Origin of the sequence: Phyllobacterium calauticae (genome assembly GCF_019991125.1) — a bacterium.
GTDB lineage: Bacteria > Pseudomonadota > Alphaproteobacteria > Rhizobiales > Rhizobiaceae > Phyllobacterium > Phyllobacterium calauticae.
Genome location: NZ_JAGENB010000006.1, coordinates 121123 through 145248, shown reverse-complemented (window position 1 = coordinate 145248; position 24126 = coordinate 121123). Strand labels below are relative to the sequence as shown.

Below are 24126 nucleotides of genomic sequence, written 5' to 3'. Positions count from 1 at the left end.
TTTACGCTCCATGCGGGCGAAGCAGGGCGCGTGAGATGATATGCCGCTGGATTTCGGATGTGCCTTCCCAGATGCGCTCGACGCGTGCGTCGCGCCAGATGCGCTCAAGCGGCAGGTCGTCCATCAGCCCCATGCCGCCGTGAATCTGAATCGCCTCGTCGGCGACGAAGGCGAGCATTTCCGTGGCCTTCAGCTTGGCCATGGCCATGTCCTGATCGGTGACGGTGCCCTGATCGAACTTCCAGCCCGCCTCGAAGGTCAGCAGGTCAGCGGCCTTCAGCTCCGTTGCCATGTCGGCGAGTTTGAACGAGACGCCCTGGAACTTGCCGATCTGCTGGCCGAACTGTTCGCGTTGCGCCGCATATTCGATGGCATGGCCAAGCGCCCGTTCGGCGCGGCCGAGACAGGTCGCCGCGACCTGCAGACGCGTCGCGCCGAGCCACGTGTTGGCGACCTCGAAACCCTTGTGCACTTCGCCAAGAATGGCATCGGCGGGCAGGCGGCAATCGTCGAATTCGACGATGGCATTGGTGTAACCCCGGTGCGAGACGTTGCGATAACCCTCGCGGATCGTCATGCCGGGATGGCCCTTGTCGACGAAGAAGGCGGTGATTTTCTTCTTCTTGCCGCGCGGCGTATCTTCCTCGCCGGACGCCACGAAGAGGATGACGAAATCCGCTTCCAGCGCATGGCTGATGAAATGCTTGGTGCCGTTGACGACCCAGTCACCGCCCTTTTCGACGGCCGTCGCCTTCATGCCGCGCAGATCGGAACCGGCGCCCGGTTCCGTCATGGCGAGGCAATCGGACTTTTCGCCGCGAATGCAGGGATAGAGGTATTTTTCCTTCTGCGCGTCGGTACCGGCGAGCAGGATGTTGGACGGACGGCCGACACAGGACCAGTGCAGCGCATAATTGGCGCGGCCAAGCTCCTTTTCATAAAGGAGCCATGTCACGGTATCGAGACCGGCGCCGCCGACGGATTCCGGCATGTTCGCCGCATAAAGACCTGATGCAATCGCCTTCTGCTTCAGCTCGTCCGCAAGCTCCTTGCGCAGGACACCCGTACGCTCCACTTCCGCTTCATGCGGGTAAAGCTCGTTTTCGACAAAGGCGCGTGTCGTTTCGACAATCAGCCTTTGCTCCTCCGAAAGACCGAAATCCATGATTTAAGCCTTCTTCTTGGGTTTGGTGGATTTGGCCTTTTCAGCCGCCTTGGAGACCGCAGGCTTCTTTGCCAGTTTCGACAACTGCTTGGTGTAATCCTTGTAGAGCGCACCGGCACCCCAGCCCTTGCCCTTGTTCTGGCGCGACAGGGCATCCATGATCGCCACGAGGTTATCGTCGCGGATGCGTTCCAGCTCGCGGATGGACAGGCCATGCGCCTGTTCATCGGATTGTGCAGCGATCTTGTCGACGAGTTCATCGGTCAGCTCAGGCACATCCATCAGCTTGGTCCACGGCCAGGACAGGCAGGGGCCGAACTGGGCCATGAAATGGCGCATGCCGGCTTCGCCGCCCGCCACGCGATAGACCTGGAACATGCCCATCTGCGCCCAGCGGATGCCGAAGGAATAGCGCATGATGTCGTCGAGTTCCTCGACGGTGGTGATGTCGTCCTTGATCAGCCACAGCGCTTCGCGCCAGACGGCTTCGAGCAGGCGGTCGCCGACAAAGGCTTCGATTTCCTTGCGGATGACCACGGGCTTCATGCCGATGGAGGCATAGAGCTCCCGCGCGGTTTCGATGGCTTCCGGCGAGGTCAGCTTGCCGCCGACGATTTCAACCAGCGGCAGGAGATAGACCGGATTGTAGGGATGGCCGACGACGAGGCGCTCGGGATGCTTCATCGATGTCTGCATGTCGGACGGCAGGATGCCTGACGTGGACGAGCCGATGATGGCATCAACCGCGGCGTGCTTGTCGATCTCCGCCAGCACCTTGTGCTTGAGGTCTAGGCGTTCCGGCACGCTTTCCTGAATGAAATTGGCACCGGCAACAGCCTCGGCGATTGTCTTGGCAAAGGTCAGCTTACCCTCTTTGGGCAGGCCGCCGGGCACCATGGTCTTGTAGGCGCGGCGTGAATTCTTCATCACCTCGCTGACCTTGCGCTCCGCCTCCGGGTCCGGATCGAAGATCGATACATCGATGCCGTTGAGAATGAGACGGGCAACCCAGCCCGCACCGATGACGCCGCCGCCGACGGCTGCCGCTTTGCGAATGACGCTCATGATCTTACCAGCCCTTTGTCAGTTTCATGCGGGCCCGAACCTCGTCCGGTCCGAGAATTCTGGCGCCGATGCCCTCGGCGACCTTCACGGCCCGTTCGACCAGCTGGCCGTTGGTGGCAAGAACACCCTTGTCGAGCCAGATATTGTCTTCGAGACCGACGCGGATATTGCCGCCGGCAAGCATGGCCATGGCGGCATAGGGCAGCTGGTTGCGGCCGATGGAAAAGGCCGAAAACGTCCAGTTGGCGGGCAGGTTGTTGGTCAGCGCCAAAAGCGTGTTGATGTCGTCCGGCGCGCCCCATGGAATGCCCATGCACAGCTGCACCATGACCGGGTCTTCCAGAAGCTTCTGGTCATAGAGCCACTTGGCGAGGAGCAGATGGCCGGTATCGAAAATCTCGACTTCCGGGCGCACGCCCAGCGCCTTGATCTGCGCTGCCATGTCTTTCAGCATGGCAGGCGTGTTGGTCATGACATAATCGCCTTCACCGAAATTCATCGTGCCGCAGTCGAGCGTGCAAATTTCCGGGCGCAGCTTGGCCACATGCACGAGCCGTTCGGTGGCGCCGACCATGTCGGTTCCAACGGGCGAGGGCGGCATCGGCTGTTCAGTGCTGCCAAGCGTCAGGTCGCCGCCCATGCCGGCGGTGAGGTTCAGCACCATGTCGACGCCGGATGCCTTGATCAGCTCGACCACTTCCGCGTAAAGCGCGACATCGCGCGAACCCTTGCCGGTTTTCGGATCGCGCACATGGATATGCGCCACGGCGGCACCGGCATTGGCGGCGGAAATGCATTCGTCGGCGATCTGCCGCGGGGTGACCGGAACCTTGTCGGACCGGCCTGTCGTGTCGCCCGCGCCGGTGACGGCACAGGTGATGAATACGTCGCGATTGGGGGTGAGTCCCATTGCTTTGCTCCCATTTTTTCGTTGGGCAAATCATGCAGCTGTTGCAAATGCATGCTTTGCAATATACGAACTTGATTTGATGAATAACGAAACGTCGCCACTCTTTTTGCCCAACACCAAAACGCTTGAGGTGACGGTCCTCGTCTTCAGCGGCGCATCGCTGATGTGCGTGGCATCGACCATCGATCCCATGCGTGCCGCCAACCGCGTCTCGGGCAGCACCCTGTTCAAATGGCGGATCGTTTCGCTGGATGGCAACCCGGCGATCACCACCTGCGGCCTGCCGATTGCCGTCTCCGGCGCGTTCGATCCGGCTGACAAGGCCGACATGCTGCTGATGATCGGCGGCTTCGGCACATCGGATATTTCGCGCACCACCTTTACCGCCGGCCTGCGCCGCGCCATGCATCACTACCAGATGATCGGCGGCATCGAGGCGGGGTCATGGCTGCTTGGCCGGGCGGGGCTGCTGCGGGGACGGCGTGCCACCACCCACTGGGAGGACATGGAGGAATTCACCGCCGAATTTCCCGAGGCGGATATCCGGCCGGACCGCTATGTCATCGACGGGCCCGTCTTCACCACGGGCGGCGCGTCGCCGACCTTCGACCTGATGCTGCATCTCATCCGCTCGCGCTGCGGCATGTCCGTGGCGCTCGATGTGGCGAGCGTCTTTATCTATGACGAAGCGCATGCATCCAACGTTGCGCAGCCGCTTGTCTCGCTGGGGCGGCTCGACGGCGTGCATCCGAAACTCGCCACGGCGATTCGGCTGATGGAGGGGCATCTCGATGCGCCGCTCACCATCGGAGCGATTGCCAAACGCTGCGGCCTGAGTGCGCGCAGCCTGGAAAAAATTTTTGCGAAAGCCGTGGGCGAAGGACCCGGCCGCTACTATCTGCGCCTACGCCTGAAGATCGCGCGGCGGCTGATCACCGATACCAAAACCCCGCTGGCCGATATCGCCGCGCGAACGGGTTTTTCATCCGCTGCCGCATTCGCCCGCACGTTCCGCACCTTCGAGGGCAAGCCGCCGAGCAGCCTGCGCGCGGCAGCCAATCGTTAGGCCGCCGCCATTATCAGTCGTTTTTGACACAGTGGACGGGCGGCTGCCATGGTTCAAATGCCGCCGAGTTTTACCAATCAGGGGAATACCAGCATGCCAGAAGGTGATTTGTACCGCTCCGCTCCGATAGCCATGGAAAAGGAATGGATCGATTATAACGGCCATCTGAACATGGCCTATTACAACGTGGTGTTCGACCGGGGCGGTGATGAATTCCTTGCCGAGCTGGGATTTGGCCCGAAATATGCGGCGGAACGCAAGCTGACGATCTACACGGCGGAGGTTCATATCTGCTACGTGCAGGAGATCCATCTCGACCATCTGGTGACGGTCACCAGCCAGCTCATCGATTTCGACGGCAAGCGTCTGCATACCTACAACGAGATCATTCACGTCGATGGCTGGGTTGCTGCGACGTCGGAAGTTCTGTCACTGCACGTGGATATGAACGGCCCGAAGGTTGTGCCGTTCCCGGAGGACGTGCTGCCAAAGCTTGAGTTTTACAAGACTGCCCATGCGAAACTCGGGATTCCGGCGCGGGTTGGAAAATCGATCGGGATTAAGAGGAAGTGATTTGTACCCCCCTCTGTCCTGCCGGACATCTCCCCCACAAGGGGGGAGATCGCATCGGCATCGATCATCTCGGTCAACTTTCACCCTTGAAGATTCGCTGAAACAGCTGTGAAGGCTGATCTCCCCCCTTGTGGGGGAGATGGGCGGCAGCCCAGAGGGGGGTGAAACAACAGCAATCGTTGGTTTCATCCGCCGAACTGCTCCACCAGCCACTTCTCGAACTGGCGGATGCGCGCTTCATTGACCCGTTCCTTGCGGCAGATCATGTACCATGCACCGGGTTGCGGGATCCTTAGCGCAAACGGTGCCACCAGACGCCCCGCCTTCAGATCGTCGGCGACGAGAAAGCCCGGGGCGATGGCCAGCCCCTGACCATCGAGAGCCGATTGCAGCGCGGCGAGGTAGGTGTCGAATTTCAGCGTCACCGCCTGGCCGCTATCGGCAATCCCGGCGGCATCGAGCCACGTGCCCCAGTCCTCCGGCGCGGTATAGAGCGCCAGGCGCGGCACCTTGTTGAGTGCCTTTGCCTCGGTGTCGCCCGCGATCCGTGCCGCAACCGCCGCGCTGCACACCGGAAACATCTCGGCTTTAACAAGCAGCCGGTAATGCAGGTTCATCCGCTCCGGCCGGGTCGTGTGGATGATGCCGATATCGGAACTGTCGATGTTGAGTTCCCAGTCGAGCTGGCTGGTGCCGATGCGGATGGCAAGGTTCGGATTGACCTTGCGGAAGTCGGTCAGGCGCGGAATGAGCCAGCGGATGGCAAAGGTCGCATAGGTTTCAAGCGCCAGATCGTCTGTCGTGCCCAGCCGGTTGATCAGCGCCGTGCCGCGGGCGATCTTTTCGAAGGCATCGCGCATATAGGGATAATACAGCGTGCCGGCATCGGTCAGCGCCACGCCGCGCGGCAGGCGTTCGAACAGCTTTACCCCGAGAATCGCCTCGAGCTCGGAAATGCGGTGGCTGATGGCCGATTGGGTGACGCCGAGCTCATCGCCCGCCAGGCGAAAGCTCAAGAGACGGGCCGAGGCTTCAAACGCGCGCAACGAGCCGAGCGGGGGTATTCGGGGCTTCGACATCATCGGGCGGCATCCTGTAAAACAGACTGTTGAGAATAATTCATGTCTTGATGAGCAACCATCGCTTGAACGGCGCCCAATGCGGAATCATTCTAATCTGCGACGCATCCGGGAAACAAGGGAGCGCGTCGGGGGACCACTCTTTTTGAGCGAGGCTAACATGGGCGCGGAACAGGCATTGGCCGGCGTTGCACCGGCAGGCGACAAGATCGACCGCATGATTGCGGACCACCGGCCCGGCCATGGGCTGGCGCGCGCCTTCTACATGGACCCGGATGTCTATGCCCGGGACATGGAACGCGTGTTCCGCCGCCATTGGCACTGTATCGGCCATGCCAGCATCATTCCCAATGCGGGCGATTTCGAGCTGTTCAAGATCGATTCGGAGGCGGTGATCGTTTCGCGCACCGAGGATGGTGCGATCCACGCATTCCTCAATGTCTGCCGCCATCGCGGCGCCGAGGTCTGCACCCAGCAGAAGGGCAATGCCCGCTTCTTCGTGTGTCCTTACCACGCCTGGACCTACATGAATGATGGCAGCCTGCGCGCTGCACGGCTGATGCCGCGGGATTTCGACCGCAGCGCCCATGGCCTGAAAAAGCTGCATGTGCGCGTGGCCGAAGGGCTGATCTTCATCTGCTTTGCCGACGAACCGCTGAATTTTGACATTATAGAGCAGTCGCTGCGCACCACCTGCGGGCAGTATGGCTGGGCCGATGCCAAGGTGGCGCACCGCGAGACCTATCCGGTGGATGCCAACTGGAAACTGGCCGTGGAAAATTACGTCGAGTGCTACCACTGCGGCCCGGCGCACCCGGAATATTCGCAGACCCATGCGCTTGAGCAGCCGCTGGAAAAAATCACCGAGCTGAATGCGCGGATGGAGCAGCGCACCTGCGCGCTCGGCATCGACATTGCGACCGGTGACCATTGGCAGAGCTCCGCGCAGGGCAATGAAACGATTCATACGTTCCGCTATGCGCTCTATGACGGCGTGTCGAGCGGCAGCCAGGACGGCTCGCCTGTCGGCCCGCTGATGGGCCGTTTCACCGAATTCGATGGCGGCGTGACCTCCATCCACCTTGGCGGCACGAGTTTCCTCGTGTGCTACCCCGATCATGGCATGATTTATCGTTTCATTCCGAAGACAGCCGATACCTGCGAGATGGAGCTGATCTGGCTGGTGCGCGGCGATGCGCAAGAGGGCCGGGATTACGATCTGGAAAAGCTGACATGGCTGTGGAAGGTGACCACGGCCGAGGACAAGACGATCATCGAACACACGGCGCGCGGCGTGCGCTCGCACTATTTCGTGCCGGGGCCCATCGCACCGATGGAACACAACGAGTTGCGGTACATCCAGTGGTACCTCGATGAAATCGCCCGGGCATGACCGGGCAGCAAAACCACAGCATGAGACCACGGGAGACTATGCATGTCTGAATTTCCAACGTCGGCGCGGGTCGTCATCATCGGCGGCGGGGCGGTCGGCGTCTCGTCGCTGTATCATCTCGCCAAGGCGGGATGGACCGACTGCGTGCTTCTGGAGAAGAACGAACTGACATCGGGCTCCACCTGGCATGCGGCGGGCAATGTGCCGACCTTCTCCGCCTCGTGGTCGGTGATGAACATGCAGCGCTATTCCGCCGAGCTGTACCGGCGGCTGGCGCAGGAAGTCGACTATCCCATGAACTACCACGTGACCGGATCGCTGCGGCTCGCCCATGGCAAGGAGCGCATGCGCGAGTTCCAGCGCGTCAAAAGCATGGGCCGCTATCAGGGCATGGATATCGACGTGCTCGGCGTCGATGAAATCAATGGCCGCTATCCCTTCATCGCGACGCATGATCTGGCGGGCGCGCTGTACGATCCCAATGATGGCGATATCGATCCCGCCCAGCTGACGCAGGCACTCGCCAAGGGCGCACGCGACATGGGCGCAAAGATCATCCGTTTCTGTCCGGTGACAGGTGCCCGGCGCGACGGTGATGAATGGGTGATCGCGACCCCGCAGGGCGAGATCCGCTGCGAATATGTGGTCAATGCCGCTGGCTACCGGGCGCAGGAAATCGGCAGGATGTTCGGCCGCGATGTGCCGATGATGGTCATGAGCCATCAGTATCTGCTGTTCGACGAAATCCCCGAAATTGCCGCATGGAGCCGCGAACAGGGCCACAAGCTGCCGCTGCTGCGTGACGTGGATTCGTCCTACTATCTCCGGCAGGAAAAGAACGGCATGAATCTCGGTCCCTACGAGCGCAATTGCCGGGCGCACTGGGCCACCTCAGACGATCCGATGCCGGATGATTTCTCCTTCCAGCTGTTTCCCGACGATCTGGAGCGGCTCGAATGGTATCTGAACGATGCGATCGCCCGCGTGCCGATCCTTGGTACGGCCGGTCTGTCGAAAATCATCAATGGCCCCATTCCCTATGCGCCGGATGGCAATCCGCTGATCGGGCCGATGCCCGGCGTGCCCAACGCGTTCGAAGCCTGTGTTTTCACCTTTGGTATTGCGCAGGCGGGTGGGGCAGGCAAGGTACTGGCGGAATGGGTGACGGAGGGCGCGACCGAATGGGACATGTGGTCCTGCGATCCGCGCCGCTTCACCGCCTTTGCCGATCATGACTACAGTGTCGCCAAGGGCGTGGAAGTCTATGGCCACGAATACGCTATCCATTTCCCGCGCCATACGTGGACTGCCGGACGCAACAAGAAGCTGTCGCCGCTGCATGCGCGCGTGACCGGGTTGGGCGCGCAGTTCGGCGTCTATAATGGCTGGGAGCGGGCAAACTGGTATGCGCAGGCCGGCGACGATACCTCGGAAGAGGCGACACAGACATTCACGCGGGAAGGGCCGTGGCAACGGCGCATCCGCGAGGAGTGCCATGCGGTGCGCGACGCGGTCGGCATTCTCGATCTGCCCGGTTTCTCCCGCTTCAAGGTGAGCGGCGCCGGGGCACGCGACTGGCTGTCCGGCCTGATCACTGGTCTGGTGCCGAAACCCGGCCGCATCGGCCTTGGCTATTTTGCCGATGCCAAGGGTCGCGTCGTCACCGAAATGTCGATCATGGCCATCGATGAGGATGTGTTTTTCCTCATAACCGCAGGCGTTGCCGAGTGGCACGATCTGGAATGGCTGCAAAAACACCTGCCCAAGGGCAGCGCGATCAGCATCAGCAATGTCACCGAGCAGTTTTCCTGCCAGATCGTCACGGGGCCGAAGGCGCGCGATCTCTTTGCCGGCATCTGCGATGCGGACCTCGGAAAATCCTGGTTGTCGCACCAGACGACCCAGATCGCCGGACGCTATTGCCAGCTTGTGCGTGTGTCGTTTGCCGGGGAACTGGGCTGGGAAATCCACAGCAAGGTCGCCGATACCCAGGCCATTTTCGATGCGGTCTGGCAGGCGGGGCAGCCATACGGGCTAAAACCGTTCGGCATGTATGCGCTGGACTCGCTGCGGCTGGAAAAGGGCTATCGCGCCTGGAAAGGCGATCTGTCCACCGACTACACACCGCTGCAAAGCGGGCTCGACCGTTTCATCAAATGGGAAAAGCCGGAATTTCTCGGCAAGGCCGCGCTGGAAAGCGAAAAGCAGCACGGCGTGAAGAAGCGCTTCGTCACGCTGACCGTCGACGCCGGGGATTGCGACGCGCCCTATATGTCGACGCTCTGGCACCAGGGCAGCATCGTCGGCGAAACCACCTCCGGCGGCTGGGGGCACCGGATCGATAAATCCATCGCGCTCGGCATGCTCAAGACCGAACTCACCGAACCCGGAACGGAAATCGAGGTCGAGATTTTCGGCGAGCGTTTCAAGGCCACCGTGCATCCGGATCAGCCGCTATGGGATCCCGCTAACGAAAGAATCCGCGCATGAGTTCTCTTCCGGCCAAGGCCAGAGCCGTCATCATCGGGGGCGGCGTTTCCGGCTGTTCCGTCGCCTATCACCTTGCCAAACTGGGCTGGACCGACATCGTTCTCTTGGAACGCAAACAGCTGACCTCAGGCACCACGTGGCATGCGGCAGGGCTGATCGGCCAGTTGCGCGCCTCGCAGAACATGACGCGGCTCGCCAAATATTCCGCCGATCTCTACGTCAAGCTGGAGGCGGAAACCGAGGTTGCCACGGGCATGCGCCAGGTGGGCTCCATCACCGTGGCGCTGACCGAAGAGCGCAAGCACGAGATCTATCGTCAGGCTTCTCTGGCGCGTGCCTTCGATGTGGATGTCAGGGAGATTTCTCCGCGCGAAGTCAAGGAGATGTACCCGCATCTTAACATATCGGATGTGGTCGGAGCCGTGCATCTTCCGCTGGACGGGCAATGCGATCCCGCCAATATCGCCATGGCACTGGCCAAGGGCGCGAGGCAGCGCGGCGCGAAAATCTTTGAGAACGTGAAGGTCACCGACATTCACAAGAAGAACGGACGTGTGTCAGGCGTTTCCTGGGCCAAGGGCGAGGAACAGGGCACGATTGAAACCGACGTGGTGATCAACTGTGCGGGCATGTGGGCGCGCGATCTGGCGTCCATGTCGGGCGTGACGGTGCCTTTGCACGCCTGCGAGCATTTTTATCTCGTCACCGAAGCCATCGAGGGGCTCGGCCGCCTGCCGGTGCTGCGCGTTCCGGATGAGTGCGCCTATTACAAGGAAGATGCCGGCAAGATGATGCTCGGCGCCTTCGAGCCCGTGGCCAAGCCGTGGGGCATGAACGGCATTTCCGAAGATTTCTGCTTCGACCAACTGCCGGAGGATTTCGAGCACTTTGAGCCGATCCTCGAAATGGGCGTCAACCGCATGCCGATGCTCGGCACGGCGGGGATTCACACTTTTTTCAACGGGCCGGAAAGCTTTACCCCGGACGATCGCTATTATCTCGGCGAAGCGCCGGAACTCGGTGGTTACTGGGTGGCGGCGGGCTACAATTCCATCGGTATTGTTTCATCCGGCGGTGCCGGCATGGCGCTGGCGCAGTGGATCCACGACGGTGAAGCGCCGTTTGACCTGTGGGAAGTGGATATCCGCCGGGCCCAGCCATTCCAGAAGAACCGGCGCTATCTGAAGGAACGCGTCTCCGAGACGCTTGGCCTGCTCTATGCCGATCATTTTCCCTATCGGCAGATGGCGACATCCCGCAATATCCGACGTTCGCCCATCCATGAACATCTGAAGGCACGCGGTGCCGTTTTCGGCGAAGTGGCCGGATGGGAACGGGCAAACTGGTTCGCGCGGGAAGGCCAGGAGCGCGAATACCGCTATTCCTGGAAGCGGCAGAACTGGTTCGACAATCAGCGCGAGGAACATCTGGCGGTGCGCAATGGCGTCGGCCTGTTCGACATGACCTCGTTCGGCAAGATCCGCGTCGAGGGCCGCGATGCACTGGCTTTCCTGCAAAGACTTTGCGCCAACCAGCTCGATGTCGAGCCCGGACGCATCGTCTACACCCAGATGCTTAACAATCGCGGCGGGATCGAAAGCGACCTGACGATCACGCGCCTGTCGGAGACGGCATTCTTTGCCGTTGTTCCCGGCGCCACCCTGCAACGCGATCTCGCCTGGATGCGCAAGCATCTCAGGGACGAATTCGTGGTCATCACCGATGTGACGGCGGCGGAATCCGTGCTGTGCCTGATGGGGCCGAAATCCCGCGACGTGATCGAGAAGATCAGCCCCAACGATTTTTCCAATGCGGGTCATCCCTTCGGCACCGCGCGGGAAATCGAGATCGGCATGGGCCTCGCCCGCGCGCACCGCGTCACCTATGTCGGTGAACTCGGCTGGGAGCTTTATGTCTCGTCCGACCAGACAGCGCATGTGTTCGAGGCGCTGGAAGCGGCCGGGCAGGAGTTGGGTCTAAAACTATGCGGCCTGCACACGCTGGATTCCTGCCGGATCGAAAAGGCCTTCCGGCATTTCGGCCATGATATCACCGACGAAGACCATGTGCTGGAGGCAGGGCTCGGCTTTGCCGTCAAAACCACCAAGGGCGACTTCATTGGGCGTGATGCGGTGTTGCAGAAGAAGGAAAGCGGACTGGACCGCAGGCTGGTGCAGTTCCGCCTTGCCGATCCCGAACCGCTGCTGTTCCACAATGAAGCCATCGTGCGCGATGGCGAAATCGTTGGAACGATCACCTCAGGCAATTACGGCCATTATCTCGGTGGGGCGATCGGGCTTGGCTATGTCGCCTGCAAGGGCGAAAGCGCGGAGCAGGTGCTGGCGTCGAACTATGAGATCGAGATCGCCGGAGAGCGCGTGAAAGCCGTGGCATCGCTCTCGCCGATGTACGATCCCAAGGCGGAACGGGTGAGGGCTTAGCAAAGCCCTCACTCTGCCTCAATTCATGCTGGTCAGCACTTCGTTGAACTGTTCCAGCGCCCAATCGATCTGATCGCGCTTGATCACCAGCGGCGGCGCAATGCGGATCGTATCGCCATGGGTGTCCTTGGCGAGAATGCCGCGTTCCTTCAGCTCGTAGCAGAAACGGTTGGCACCGCCGGCTTCCGGATGCAGTTCGACGGCAAGCATCAGGCCGCGACCGCGCACTTCGCGCACGATATTGCTGCGGATACCCTTGAGCTGCTGCAGGAAATATTCGCCCTCGATGCGGGAATTCTCGATCATGTTCTCTTCCGTGAGAACACGCAACGCGGCGCGGGCGATGGCACAGGCCAGCGGATTGCCGCCGAACGTGCTGCCGTGCTGGCCGGGTTTCAGAACACCGAGAACATCGCTGTTCGACAGCACGGCCGAGACCGGATAGAAGCCGCCCGAAAGCGCCTTGCCGATCAGCGTCACGTCGGCCTCGATCGCCTCATGCTCTTCCGCCAAAAGGGCGCCGGTGCGGCCGAGGCCGGTCTGGATTTCATCGAGGATGAGCGTGATGTTGTTCTGCGTGCAAAGCTCGCGCACCTTGGAGAAATAGCCTTTCGGCGGGATTTTCACGCCGGCCTCACCCTGGATGGGCTCGACAAGGAACGCCACGGTATTGGGCGTCAATGCCGCTGCAAAGGCATCGATATCGCCGAAGGGAACGACCTTGAAGCCCGGCGCAAAGGGGCCGAAATTCTCGCGGGCGGACGGGTCCGTGCTGAACCCGACGATCCCCATGGTGCGGCCGTGGAAGTTATCGGAGCAGACGATGATCTCGGCAGCATTTTCCGGCACGCCCTTGACCTCGTAGCCCCATTTGCGCACGGCCTTGATGGCGGTCTCGACGGCTTCGGCACCGCTGTTCATCGGCAGGATCTTGTGCGAGCCGGTGAGGGTTGCCAGCTCTTCATAGAACAGCGCCAGCTGATCGTTGCGGAAGGCGCGCGACGTCAGCGTCAGCTTTGACGCCTGTTCGGTCATGGCTGCCAGGATCTTGGGATGGCAATGGCCCTGGTTGACGGCGGAATAGGCTGAAAGACAGTCGAGATAGCGGTTCCCATCGATATCCCAGACATGCACGCCTTCGCCGCGCGACAGAACCACATCAAGCGGCTTGTAGTTGTGAGCGCCAAGACGGGACTCGGTCGAAATCAGTTGGGCGGCTGTTTGCAGCAAAATATCCTCCTATTTGCCAATTTTCTTATACGTTGAGCGCCGTGGTGCTCTGGTCTGAAACGGCGGGCCGTTCATAAATCTGCCGGCCGAACAGGCTGGCGACGAGATCGACGAGCAGCATGGCGCTCTTGCCGCGATCGTCGAGGAACGGATTGAGCTCGACGATGTCGAGCGAGCCGACAACGCCGGAATCATGCAGCATTTCCATCACGAGATGGGCTTCGCGGTAGGTGGCGCCGCCGGGAACCGTCGTGCCGACACCCGGCGCAAGCGACGGATCGATGAAATCCACGTCAAAGCTGACGTGCAGGATTCCATTGGCCTTCTGCACCCGCTCGATGATGCGGCGCATCAGCTTGGCCACGCCGAACTCGTCGATCTGGCGCATGTCGATGACGTCGATGCCGCGTTCGCGCAGGAGCTTACGCTCGACCGTATCGATGGAGCGGATGCCGAAGAGATGCAGGTTTTCCGGTTTGATCAGGCCATGCGGCTCGTCGCCGAACACGCCTTCAAGACCGGGCTCGTTGCACAGGAGCGCCGCCGACATGCCGTGCATGTTGCCGGACGGCGAGGTTGCCGGGGTGTTGAAATCGGAATGGGCGTCGAGCCAGAGCACGAACAGTTCGCGGTTGTTTTCCTGGCAGTAGCGGGCGATGCCGCCGACCGAGCCCATGGACAGCGAATGGTCGCCGCCCAGAATGACCGGAAAACTGCCGTCCTTCATCGCCTCATAGGTTTCAACGCAGAGCATGCGCGACCATGCGGCGATCTTTTCGATGTGATGGGCAAGGCCGCTGACGGGTGCAACGGCTGGCAGGGTCTGCGGCAGGCGAAGATCGCCATGATCGTCGACCGGATGGCCCATCTCTTCCAACGTGCGGATGAGACCGGCGGTGCGCAGCGCTGCCGGGCCCATCAGGGCGCCGAGACGACCGGCACCTTCCTCGATGGGCGCGCCGACGATCATCAATTTCTGTTTGGGGTCGTTCTCAAAGTTGCTGAGCATGTTCATCAACAAGCGCCACTTTCGCGTTTGAATGGTCAATCAAATGAAGCCGGGGGATTCACCGGCGCAGCCAGTATACTGCCACCCCGAGACGGTGACAAATAGACAGCATCCTGATAGAAATGCGCTACTTAATGCGCAGTTTGCGCATCTCAATTATACAAATTGGAACAGACATGGATGATCTTGACCGCCGCCTCTTGTCACTGCTGCGCGATGACTGCCGTATGCCCGTCTCGTCGATGGCAACGCTGCTCGGCATTTCGCGCGCCACCGTGCGGGCCCGCGTCGACAAGCTGACGACCGACGGCACCATTCAGGGTTTTACCGTGACGCTGAAGGCGGGTGCCGGCGTTTATGGCGTTCGCGCCATCGCCATGATCGAAGTGGCCGGGCAGGGCGCGGAAAAGGTCATCCGCCGCCTGCAGGGCTTTCCCGAAATCCGCGCGCTGCATACCACCAACGGCCGCTGGGATATTGTTGCGGAGATCGAGGTGGAGACGCTGGAGGCGTTCGATCACACCCTGCGCGACATCAGGCATATTGACGGAATCACCCTGACCGAGACAAGTATACTTCTTTCCACCCGCAAGAGCGGTTAACGCCATCGTTCGGGAAAGGCTGACAACGGATGTACATCCGTGAAATCCCCTGGCTGGAACCAGTCGACGCTGCCGAACGCCTGAAGCCGTTCGGCGGGCTGAGCTTTCTTGACAGTGCCATGCGGCACGACCAGCTTGGCCGCTATTCCTACGTGGCTGCCGATCCCTTCGGCACGCTGGCGGTCCGGGATGGTGCGGCCAGCTGGAACGATCAGCCACTGGATCTCGGCCCGCTGGAGGCTCTTTCCCAGTATCTCAAACGTTTCCGCCTCGACGATCAGGCTGGCCTTCCGCCATTCCATGGCGGGGCCATAGGCTATTTCTCCTATGAATTCGGACGGTTGCTGGAAAATCTTCCAGAACCGCGCAAACAGTCGCAGGGCGATGTGCCCGACGCCATCTGGCATTTCCATGATGTCGTGCTTGCCTTTGATCACCTGACGCAACGGGTCTGGCTCGTCTCGTCCGGTTTGCCCGAACAGGCGGACGAAAGGCGTGCCGCCGAACGCGCTCATGTCTTTCTCGCGGCGCTCGAGAAGCCGGTGAACACGCAAGACTCCGCGCGGCCACGCGTTGCGCGCAATATCTGGCAATCCAATTTCACGCGCGAAGCCTATATGCAGGCGGTGGCGAAAGTCGTCGAATATATTCTCGATGGCGATATTTTCCAGGCCAATATCGCGCAACGCTTTATCGCCGATCTTCCCGAAAACTATCCCGTCTGGGCCTTCTACAAGGCGCTGCGCCAGCGCAATGCCGCGACATTTGCCGCCTATCTGGAGCACGATGATCTGGTCATCGCGTCGAGTTCGCCGGAGCGGTTTCTTTCGGTTCGGGGCCGGGACGTGCAGACACGGCCGATCAAGGGCACAGTGCCGCGCTCGGCCGATCCGGATATCGACCGGCGGCATGCGGAGACCCTGCTTGCTTCTGAAAAGGATCGCGCCGAAAACCTGATGATCGTCGACCTCATGCGCAATGATCTGTCGCGGGTCTGCAATCCCCATTCCGTACTCACGCCCGTGCTGTGCGGGCTGGAATCCTATGCCAGTGTGCATCATCTGGTGTCGGTCGTCACCGGGCGTCTGGCGGACGAAAAATCACTGCCGGACCTGATCCGCGCGGCTTTTCCCGGCGGCTCCATCACCGGTGCGCCGAAACTGCGGGCGATGGAAATCATCACCGAGATGGAACAGGTCGCGCGCGGTGTCTATTGCGGCTCGATCGGCTTTTTCGGTTTCAACGGCAATATGGACACCAACATCGCCATCCGCACCGTGCTGTTCCAGGGCGGCAAGGCGGTGTTTCAGGCGGGCGGCGGCATCACGGCGCTCTCCGATCCCGCGGCGGAGTATCAGGAGACGCTGGACAAGGCGGCGCGGATTTTCGATGTGTTCGACATGGCCGGAGATGCCGGGTCATGATCCTCATCATCGACAATTACGATTCCTTCGTTTTCACCGTGGCACGCTATTTTGCCGAGCTCGGCGAGGAAACACGCGTCGTGCGCAACGACGCAATCACGGTTGCCGACATCGAAGCGCTGCAACCCGCGGCTCTGGTCATCTCGCCCGGACCCTGCGGGCCGCATGAAGCGGGGCAGTCGCTTGCCATCATCGAAGCCTTCAGCGGCAGCATTCCCATTCTCGGCATATGCCTTGGCCACCAATGCATCGGGGAAGCCTTTGGCGGCACGGTGCTGCGGGCGCAGGAACCCATGCATGGCCGCTCGTCCCTGATCCAGCATGACGGAACGGGCGTTTTCAAGGGATTGCCGAGCCCGTTCAAGGCTGGGCGCTATCATTCGCTGATTGTCGTTGCGGACGAGGACAATGCGTCGCTCACCGTAACGGCCCGCTCCGACAGGGGCGAGATCATGGGGCTTGCCCACCGGGCGCACCCGACATTCGGGGTGCAGTTCCATCCGGAGTCGGTGCTGACTGAATATGGCCACGCCATGCTCGGCAATTTCCTGCGCATCGGGCGTGCCTTCCACCAACCCAGGAAATGACGATCAAACGTCAGCGCGCCGCTATTTTCGCCTCTTTGTTCGATATTCCTGTTGGCTGCCGGTCCATTCATCCGCTACACCAGCAGTCCAACGGATGCACATCCGCCCTGAACCAACCCAATCCGACAGCACCAGGCAGGAGACCAACCATGCTTCGCAAGACCGATTTCTATATCAATGGAAAATGGACCGCTCCGGCCGTGGCAAAGGACCTCGAAGTGATCAATCCGGCGGACGAGCAGCCCTTTGCCGTCATTTCCGTCGGATCTGCTGCCGATGTCGATGCCGCCGTTGCCGCCGCGCGCAAGGCATTCACAACCTGGAGCCTGACAAGCCGCGAGGAGCGCATTGCCTGGCTCGAGCGCCTGACCGCCGTCTACGAGACGCGCATCAATGACATGGCGCAGGCCATCTCCTCCGAAATGGGCGCACCAATCAAGATGGCGCTGGAAGAGCAGGCGGCCTCGGGCACTGGCCACCTCAAGGCATTCATGCGGGCACTGAAGAGTTTTGAATTCGAACGTCCGCTCGACGAGCACAACCCCAATGTCCGGATCGCCTATGAGCCCATCGGCGTCTGCGGCCTGATCACGCCGTGGAACTGGCCGATGAACCAGGTTGTGCTGAAAGTCGTGCCTGCCATCGCCGCCGGTTGCACGGTGGTGCTGAAGCCCTCGGAAATCGCACCGATTTCGTCGATTGTCTTTGCTGAAATCATCGATGCATCGGGCCTTCCCGCCGGTGTGTTCAACATGGTCAATGGCGATGGTCCGTCCGTGGGTGCTGTCATGTCGGCGCATCCGGGCATCGACATGATGTCCTTCACCGGCTCGACCCGTGCCGGTATTGCCGTGACCAAGGCTGCTGCCGATACGGTCAAGCGCGTGTCGCTGGAACTCGGCGGCAAGTCGCCCAACATCGTTTTCGCCGACAGCGATGTCGAAGCGGCGGTAACGCGCGGCGTGCTGCACGTCTTCAACAACACGGGCCAATCCTGCAATGCGCCGACACGCATGCTGGTCGAGCGCTCGGTCTACGACAAGGCAACGGAAGTTGCAGCCGCCACGGCGAAGGCGACCGTTGTCGGCGATCCCGCGCAGGACGGCGATCATATGGGCCCGCTCGTCTCCGAGGCGCAGTTCAACAAGGTGCAGGGCCTGATCGAGCAGGGCATCAAGGAAGGTGCACGTTTGATCGCCGGTGGCACCGGCCGCCCGGAAGGCTTCAATCGCGGCTATTTCGTCCGTCCCACGGTGTTTGCCGATGTGAACAATGAGATGACGATTGCCCGTGAGGAAATCTTTGGGCCGGTGCTGGCGATGATCCCGTTCGATACGGAAGAAGAAGCCGTCGAAATCGCCAACGATACGCCATACGGTCTTGCCGCCTATATCCAGTCGGGCGACCGCGAGCGGATCAAGCGTGTGTCGAAGCAGCTGCGTGCGGGCATGGTGCGCATCAACGGCGCGTCGCACAAGGCGGACGCCCCGTTCGGCGGCTACAAGCAGTCCGGCATCGGCCGCGAAGGCGGTCACTGGGGGCTGGAAGACTTCCTTGAGGTCAAGGCCATCAGCGGCTGGGAAGACAGCGCCGCCTGACCGGCTGCGCCGCGCACCCGGTCCCGCAGGGGGAATAACCTTCTGAATTGACGCGTAATCCCCGGAGAAATCGATTTGGATTTCGGGGGTTATGCGTTAACTGACACTGTATGGTGCAAGTCGTGTCGGGAAGGCAGGTGCGGATCGATGGACGAAACGGAAACATTGCCTCCGCCCGCCGATGACGAGCGGGACGTCGACATTTACGGCGAAGACGGTGCCGTCCGCTCGTCCTATCTCGCCCGTGTCGGCGCCGCCATTGCGGACCGTGATGTTCTGTTCCTGCGTTCCCATGTCGGCAAACTGCACCAGTCCGAACTGGGCCACGTTCTTGAAGCGCTGCAATCGGAGCAGCGCGCGGCCCTCGTTGAACTGCTTGGCGATGAATTCGATTTTGCCGCGCTGACCGAAGTCGACGAGGCCGTGCGCCTCGAAATCGTCGATGCCATGCCGAATCAGCAGATCGCTGAAGCGGTTCAGGACCTGGATTCCGACGATGCCGTCTACATCCTGGAAGATCTCGACCAGGAAGACCGCGACGAGATTCTGGCGCAGCTGCCATTCACCGAGCGCGTGCGCCTGCGCCGTTCGCTCGGCTATCCGGAAGAAACCGCCGGACGCCGCATGCAGACGGAGTTCGTCGCCGTGCCACCGTTCTGGACCGTCGGCCAGACCATCGACTACATGCGCAACAATGCCGACCTGCCGGAATCCTTCTCGCAGATTTTCGTCATCGATCCGATGTTCCGGCTGCTCGGTGCCATCGATCTCGACCGCATCCTGCGCGCGGGCCGCGACAGCAAGATCGACGAGATCATGCACGAGACGCGCCATGCCATTCCCGCGACGATGGATCAGGAAGAGGCGGCACAGATTTTCGAGCAGTATGACCTGCTGTCCGCCGCCGTTGTCGACGAGAATGAACGGCTTGTCGGCGTGCTGACCATCGAGAACATCGTCGACGTCATCCAGGAAGAGGCCGAGGAGGACATCATGCGCCTCGGCGGCGTCGGCGACGAAGAACTGTCCGACTCCGTCCTGTCCACCTCGCGCTCGCGCACGCCCTGGCTGGTCGTCAACCTGTTCACGGCGTTTCTCTCCGCCTCCATCATCGGGCTGTTTGACGGCACCATCCAGCAGATGGTGGCGCTGGCGGTGCTGATGCCCATCGTTGCCTCCATGGGCGGCAATGCGGCGACCCAGACCATGACCGTGACCGTGCGCGCGCTGGCGACACGCGACATGGATATCTACAATGCTGGCCGCATCATCCGGCGCGAGGCCTCGGTCGGCTTGATCAACGGCATGGTGTTCGCCGTGCTGATCGGCATGGTTGCCGGATTCTGGTTCCACAATGCCGAACTGGGCGGGATCATCGCCTCGGCCATGATCATCAACATGATGGCCGCTGCCCTCGGCGGTATTCTGATTCCCCTGCTGCTCGACAAGTTCGGGGCCGACCCCGCCATTTCGTCGGCTGTCTTTGTCACCACCGTGACCGATGTTGTCGGGTTTTTCTCGTTCCTGGGACTGGCAACCTGGTGGTTCGGACTGGCCTGACAGCTGATTTTCCGGCATTTGAGACTAACGTTCATTTATGCTAACAAAGGTACAATTGACTTTTACGTAATTGCGTGGCCAAACATCCATGTGAAATAGTAAGAAAAATCAGAGCAATGTCTGTCATGCGCGAATATTATTCTATTACTGAGCTGACGCGGGAGTTCGGCGTTTCCACCCGGACATTGCGCTTCTATGAGGACGAGGGGCTGATCCACCCCGTCCGTCGCGGGCGCACACGCCTGTTCCGGCCATCGGACCGGCATCTGCTCAAGCAGATCCTGCGCGGCAAGCGGCTCGGTTTTTCCATCGCGGAAATCCACGAGATCGTGCAGATGTACCGCGAGCCACCGGGAGAAATGGGTCAACTGCACCTGTTGATGAAGCGCGTCGAGGAAAAGCGCGGCGACCTGCGCCAGAAGCGCCGTGACATCGAGGAAACCCTGGCTGAACTCGATCAGGTGGAAGAAGCCTGCATCGAACGGCTGGCGGAACTGGGCGTTAATACCTGAGGCGCTGGTACTGTCCTTCTGCATGGTTCGTGGTTCGACAAGCGCGCTGCAACTGACGATGAAAATTTCGATCAGGGTTGCATCGCTTCCTGCGTGCACATGCCGGTGATGTCCTGTATCTGCGGGTCATTGTCCTGGTTACGCTTGCCCGTATACACATCATCGAAAATCTTCTGGGTCTCCAGCTGGCCCACCGTGCAGGTGCAAAAGCGTTCGCAGAACGCCCTGTCATTATCCGCCGAGCAGCTGCGGGTGCATTCCCGGTCGAAAACCTCGTGCGGTGTTGATGTAGCGGGCGGAAATACCTGTGCGATCAGGAAAACGCAGCTGATCAGCACCGGCTGATGGATCAGATAGAACGCCAGGCTGTGCTGGCCGATGAACCGCAATCCCCGGTCGAGCCAGCCCGGATGGACGGTTCCGGCGAAAATGCGCATCCGGTCGAGGTGGAGCAATGTCTTGGCGAGGGCCATGCCCGCCAGAACCGGGCCGAACCACGGGAAAATGGGCACGTAATCATTGGAACGGATGGGCATTTCCGACAGGCCGAGCGGCCAGAGCGCCGGTGCGTCGAATGCAGCGGAGGTCAGGTAATGCGGCGCCGCGATAACGGCCGCGGCTGCGACGGCGATGACAATGGCGGGAAGGCGCAGAAACAACAGACCGAGCACGCTGGCGGCGGCAATCTCATGCAGGATGCCAAAGAACACAAAACTGTCCGGTGTGATGTACCGGGTGACGAGCGTGATGGCGAGGGATGCCGCAACGATCTGTGCCAGGCGGATGCCGAAAGAGCGCCAGCGGATACCGTTGCGATGGGCCAGCACGAGGCTGAAACCGACAAGCACCAGAAAGGTCGAGGCAATGATGCGGGCATAGAGTTTCCACGCGCCATGGCCCGTGGTGCCGGGCTCCATGTAGCCGAAAAACTCAAAATCCCAGCCCGTGTGATAGGTCGCCATGGCAATGAGCGCGATACCACGCAGCACATCAAGCCTGCCGAGACGGGATTTGGCGGGCGGGGCAAGCGTCTCGGTCTGGCTCATGCGGGAATCTCGATGATTGCAACTCCTGACAGGCTAGGGGAGTTGCAACACAAAATCCATGTGTTTCCGGCGCGCATCACGGCTGATATTTCGCACTTGTTTCAAAGGTTTCTGCGAAACAGACATATAATGTCGCTTGATTGACTGCTATCCATGGTTTCGCGCTCCAATGTCAGGGGGCGCTCGAATCAGCATTTCCCCGATAGCCAAGCCAGTGATCAATCAAGTTCGCCATCCCATCTGGATCAGCACGGCCAAACGTCCGACAGCACGGGTGTTTGCGATCCTTTTCGGCATCGAGTCGATGGCCCGGGCGATCATCACCAGCGTGGTGCCGATCCAGACCTACGACCTGCTGCAGAGTGAACGCAGCGTCAGCATCCTCTACACCTGCATGTCGATGCTCGGGCTGATGGTCACCCTGTCGATTCCGTTGCTGATCGTCCGCATCCCGCGCCGCTGGGTCTATACGGCCGGCGCCACCTCGCTGATCCTGGGCTGCTGCGCCTTCGCGCTCGACACGGTGCCGGGGCAGGCGGCGGGGCTGTTCCTGCGCACGTTCGGGGCAGGCGCGCTGTCCATTACCCTCAGCCTCTACATCATGGACCATATCAAGCGGGGCGAACTCGTTCGCGCCGAGTCCGTGCGCATGGCGACGGCGACCTTTGCGTGGACGGCCGGGCCATTCCTCGGCGTCTTTCTCTACAGCACCATCGGCATGATCGCGCCGTTCCTGTTGTCGATCGGCTTTTCCCTGCTGCTTCTCACGCTGTTCTGGTACTTTCGCCTCAGCGACAATCCCGCCCTGCAGAAGGGCCCGAGCCGGGCCGCCAATCCCATTGCCAATGTCCGGCGGTTTGTCGCGCAGCCACGGCTGCGGCTGGCATGGCTCATCGCTTTTTCGCGGTCGTGCTACTGGAGCACGTTCTTCGTCTACGGGCCGATCCTGATGGTAGCGACAGGCCAGGGCAAGCTGGCGGGCGGCCTGCTCGTCTCCCTCGGCAACCTCTTCCTGCTGGGATCGATCCTGTGGGGCAAGGTCGGCATGGCCAAGGGGCTGATGCGGACGATATCAGGCGTTTTCATCCTTCTGGCCATTGCGCTGGCCGGCGCCGGGCTGGCGGGTGAGAAATTTCCGATGATCGCGGCACTCATGCTGCTCGCCGGAGCGTTTTTCTGTGTTGCGCTGGATACGCTGGCTTCGACCACCTTCATTCGTGCGGTTCACCCGCACGAGCGCGCGCAGATGACCTCGGTCTACCGGACCTATCTCGATTTTTCCGAGCTTCTGCCGGCGTTTTTCTATTCGATCATCCTGACATTCTTCAGCCTTGGCGCGATCTTCATCGCCCTGGGCACGCTGATGGTCTTTACCGCTGTCGTCGTCTGGCGCTATCTGCCGCGCGGCCTATGAATCCGCATTGGCATTGTTGCGCATGAGCGCGTCGCGGGCATTGGAGAAGAACTGACGGCGCAACAGCACCACCGCCACAAGGCTTGTCGTGATCATGAACAGCAGCGGATCGAGAAACCATCCGAGATAGCCGATGGAAAAGAAGATGCCGCGCAGTCCGCTGTTGAAGTGCTGGCCGGCCAGGATGTTGATCTCCGCCGCCCGGTTGACGCTGAAAATGACCTGCGGATCATCCGGCGCCTTGTCGCGCGCCATGGGCACGCCGCCGATCAGGATCGAGCAGTAGTTGAACAGCCGATAGGCCCAGGCGAATTTGAAAAAGGCATAGGCGAAGAGCACCAGCAGGCCGAGAACCTTGGTTTCAAACAGCCGCTCTGTCGTCTCGCCGAGAAACGGGATATCGTGGAACAGCGTGACCACCCGGCCGGATGAATTCAGCAGGCCGAAACAGCCGCCAATGGCCAGAATCGATGTTGACGCAAAAAAGCCGGTGCCCTGCTGCAGGCCGATCATGATGCTGGTGTCGATCATGCGCAGTTCGCGGCTCGACATGGTGGTCATCCATTGCCGCCGGGCGAGATTCATTTCCGATGTCAGCGAGCGCCGGTTGAGAAATCCCTTGTCCGTGGTGCGCGAATAGAGCACCCACACGCCAAAGAAATAGACGAGGGCCAGCGCATCGAGCCAGTAGGACATAAAGCGTGCGGGTTCCATGCGGGCTCTCTCGGTGTGAGACAAAGACGTGCACAAACACATGACTCAGTTTGCAGATTCACTCAACACGAATTTACCCCAATCGTAAACGGCGCAGCCTGCTGAAGCTTTCTTTAACATGTTGAAATCATTGAAGTCATGCGGCTGGCACAACGCAGCCATGCGCCGCGCCGCCCTGATTTTGCCATCTTTGGCGTTGCGAAGGATGGCATGGACGGATATACCCGCGTTCCCAGGGAGGGAGCGTT

Annotated in this window: 20 protein-coding genes; 12 read left to right on the top strand and 8 right to left on the bottom strand. The window is 60.8% G+C overall.

What is annotated here, in order from left to right; genetic code table 11:
* Position 1: 1 nt before the first annotated feature.
* Genes J1W56_RS20085 through J1W56_RS20075 form a run of 3 tightly spaced genes read right to left on the bottom strand, consistent with a single transcriptional unit; the run spans position 2 to position 3140 of the window.
* Positions 2 to 1165, bottom strand: a complete 1164-nt coding sequence (locus J1W56_RS20085) for an acyl-CoA dehydrogenase family protein (protein ID WP_223615062.1) — start codon at positions 1163 to 1165, stop codon at positions 2 to 4.
* Between the two features lie 3 nt (positions 1166 to 1168).
* Positions 1169 to 2230 carry a carnitine 3-dehydrogenase gene (locus J1W56_RS20080; protein WP_223615061.1) on the bottom strand — a complete coding sequence of 354 codons (1062 nt, stop codon included), beginning with the start codon at positions 2228 to 2230 and terminating at the stop codon, positions 1169 to 1171.
* Positions 2231 to 2234: 4 nt separating this feature from the next.
* On the bottom strand, positions 2235 to 3140 hold the full coding sequence (locus tag J1W56_RS20075) for a BKACE family enzyme (RefSeq protein WP_105732925.1): 906 nt from the start codon (positions 3138 to 3140) through the stop codon (positions 2235 to 2237).
* A 79-nt stretch (positions 3141 to 3219) separates the two neighbouring features.
* On the opposite strand from J1W56_RS20075, the gene J1W56_RS20070 reads away from it, so the two are divergent.
* Together J1W56_RS20070 and J1W56_RS20065 are read left to right on the top strand one after the other, a co-directional pair.
* The gene (locus J1W56_RS20070; protein WP_223615060.1) at positions 3220 to 4206 is read left to right on the top strand and encodes a GlxA family transcriptional regulator; all 987 of its coding nucleotides are present in this window, start codon (positions 3220 to 3222) and stop codon (positions 4204 to 4206) included.
* A 93-nt stretch (positions 4207 to 4299) separates the two neighbouring features.
* A complete protein-coding gene (locus tag J1W56_RS20065; protein WP_223615059.1) occupies positions 4300 to 4779 on the top strand; it encodes a thioesterase family protein in 480 nt (159 codons plus the stop codon).
* 185 nt (positions 4780 to 4964) lie between these two features.
* On the opposite strand, the gene J1W56_RS20060 is transcribed toward J1W56_RS20065, so the two are convergent.
* Complete coding sequence (locus J1W56_RS20060) at positions 4965 to 5858, bottom strand: LysR substrate-binding domain-containing protein (RefSeq protein ID WP_223615058.1); 894 nt, start codon at positions 5856 to 5858, stop codon at positions 4965 to 4967.
* Positions 5859 to 6018: 160 nt separating this feature from the next.
* Here J1W56_RS20060 and J1W56_RS20055 point away from each other — a divergent pair, with 160 nt between their 5' ends.
* Genes J1W56_RS20055 through J1W56_RS20045 form a run of 3 tightly spaced genes read left to right on the top strand, consistent with a single transcriptional unit; the run spans position 6019 to position 12182 of the window.
* Positions 6019 to 7251: an aromatic ring-hydroxylating oxygenase subunit alpha gene (locus J1W56_RS20055; protein ID WP_223615217.1), complete on the top strand. Its 1233-nt coding sequence runs from the start codon at positions 6019 to 6021 to the stop codon at positions 7249 to 7251.
* A gap of 42 nt (positions 7252 to 7293) precedes the next feature.
* Entirely contained in the window at positions 7294 to 9741 is a 2448-nt protein-coding gene (locus J1W56_RS20050) for a GcvT family protein (RefSeq protein ID WP_223615057.1), read from the top strand.
* Complete coding sequence (locus J1W56_RS20045) at positions 9738 to 12182, top strand: GcvT family protein (RefSeq protein ID WP_223615056.1); 2445 nt, start codon at positions 9738 to 9740, stop codon at positions 12180 to 12182. The genes J1W56_RS20050 and J1W56_RS20045 overlap by 4 nt, the downstream gene beginning before the upstream one ends.
* A gap of 18 nt (positions 12183 to 12200) precedes the next feature.
* On the opposite strand, the gene rocD is transcribed toward J1W56_RS20045, so the two are convergent.
* A complete protein-coding gene (rocD, locus tag J1W56_RS20040) occupies positions 12201 to 13409 on the bottom strand; it encodes an ornithine--oxo-acid transaminase (protein ID WP_223615216.1) in 1209 nt (402 codons plus the stop codon).
* 28 nt (positions 13410 to 13437) lie between these two features.
* The gene (gene rocF, locus J1W56_RS20035; RefSeq protein ID WP_404928577.1) at positions 13438 to 14421 is read right to left on the bottom strand and encodes an arginase; all 984 of its coding nucleotides are present in this window, start codon (positions 14419 to 14421) and stop codon (positions 13438 to 13440) included.
* A 176-nt stretch (positions 14422 to 14597) separates the two neighbouring features.
* Here rocF and J1W56_RS20030 point away from each other — a divergent pair, with 176 nt between their 5' ends.
* From J1W56_RS20030 to J1W56_RS20005, 6 genes are all read left to right on the top strand, one after another.
* Positions 14598 to 15023: an Lrp/AsnC family transcriptional regulator gene (locus J1W56_RS20030; protein WP_105732917.1), complete on the top strand. Its 426-nt coding sequence runs from the start codon at positions 14598 to 14600 to the stop codon at positions 15021 to 15023.
* 29 nt (positions 15024 to 15052) lie between these two features.
* Positions 15053 to 16447: an aminodeoxychorismate synthase component I gene (gene pabB, locus J1W56_RS20025; protein WP_223615054.1), complete on the top strand. Its 1395-nt coding sequence runs from the start codon at positions 15053 to 15055 to the stop codon at positions 16445 to 16447.
* Positions 16444 to 17034, top strand: coding sequence for an anthranilate synthase component II (locus tag J1W56_RS20020; protein WP_223615053.1), 591 nt, complete (start codon positions 16444 to 16446; stop codon positions 17032 to 17034). Before pabB ends, J1W56_RS20020 begins: the two co-directional genes overlap by 4 nt.
* 149 nt (positions 17035 to 17183) lie before the next feature.
* Positions 17184 to 18632, top strand: coding sequence for an aldehyde dehydrogenase family protein (locus J1W56_RS20015; protein ID WP_223615052.1), 1449 nt, complete (start codon positions 17184 to 17186; stop codon positions 18630 to 18632).
* A 147-nt stretch (positions 18633 to 18779) separates the two neighbouring features.
* Positions 18780 to 20192, top strand: a complete 1413-nt coding sequence (mgtE, locus tag J1W56_RS20010; protein WP_223615051.1) for a magnesium transporter — start codon at positions 18780 to 18782, stop codon at positions 20190 to 20192.
* A gap of 125 nt (positions 20193 to 20317) precedes the next feature.
* Positions 20318 to 20704 carry a MerR family transcriptional regulator gene (locus J1W56_RS20005; protein WP_105733149.1) on the top strand — a complete coding sequence of 129 codons (387 nt, stop codon included), beginning with the start codon at positions 20318 to 20320 and terminating at the stop codon, positions 20702 to 20704.
* A gap of 71 nt (positions 20705 to 20775) precedes the next feature.
* Here J1W56_RS20005 and J1W56_RS20000 read toward each other — a convergent pair whose 3' ends face one another.
* Positions 20776 to 21750 carry a heparan-alpha-glucosaminide N-acetyltransferase gene (locus J1W56_RS20000; RefSeq protein ID WP_223615050.1) on the bottom strand — a complete coding sequence of 325 codons (975 nt, stop codon included), beginning with the start codon at positions 21748 to 21750 and terminating at the stop codon, positions 20776 to 20778.
* Positions 21751 to 21964: 214 nt separating this feature from the next.
* Here J1W56_RS20000 and J1W56_RS19995 point away from each other — a divergent pair, with 214 nt between their 5' ends.
* Positions 21965 to 23164, top strand: coding sequence for an MFS transporter (locus J1W56_RS19995; protein WP_223615049.1), 1200 nt, complete (start codon positions 21965 to 21967; stop codon positions 23162 to 23164).
* Here the strand turns inward: J1W56_RS19995 and J1W56_RS19990 are convergent.
* Positions 23159 to 23878, bottom strand: coding sequence for a DUF599 domain-containing protein (locus tag J1W56_RS19990; protein ID WP_223615048.1), 720 nt, complete (start codon positions 23876 to 23878; stop codon positions 23159 to 23161). The two genes, J1W56_RS19995 and J1W56_RS19990, sit on opposite strands and share 6 nt — an antisense overlap.
* Positions 23879 to 24126 lie beyond the last annotated feature (248 nt).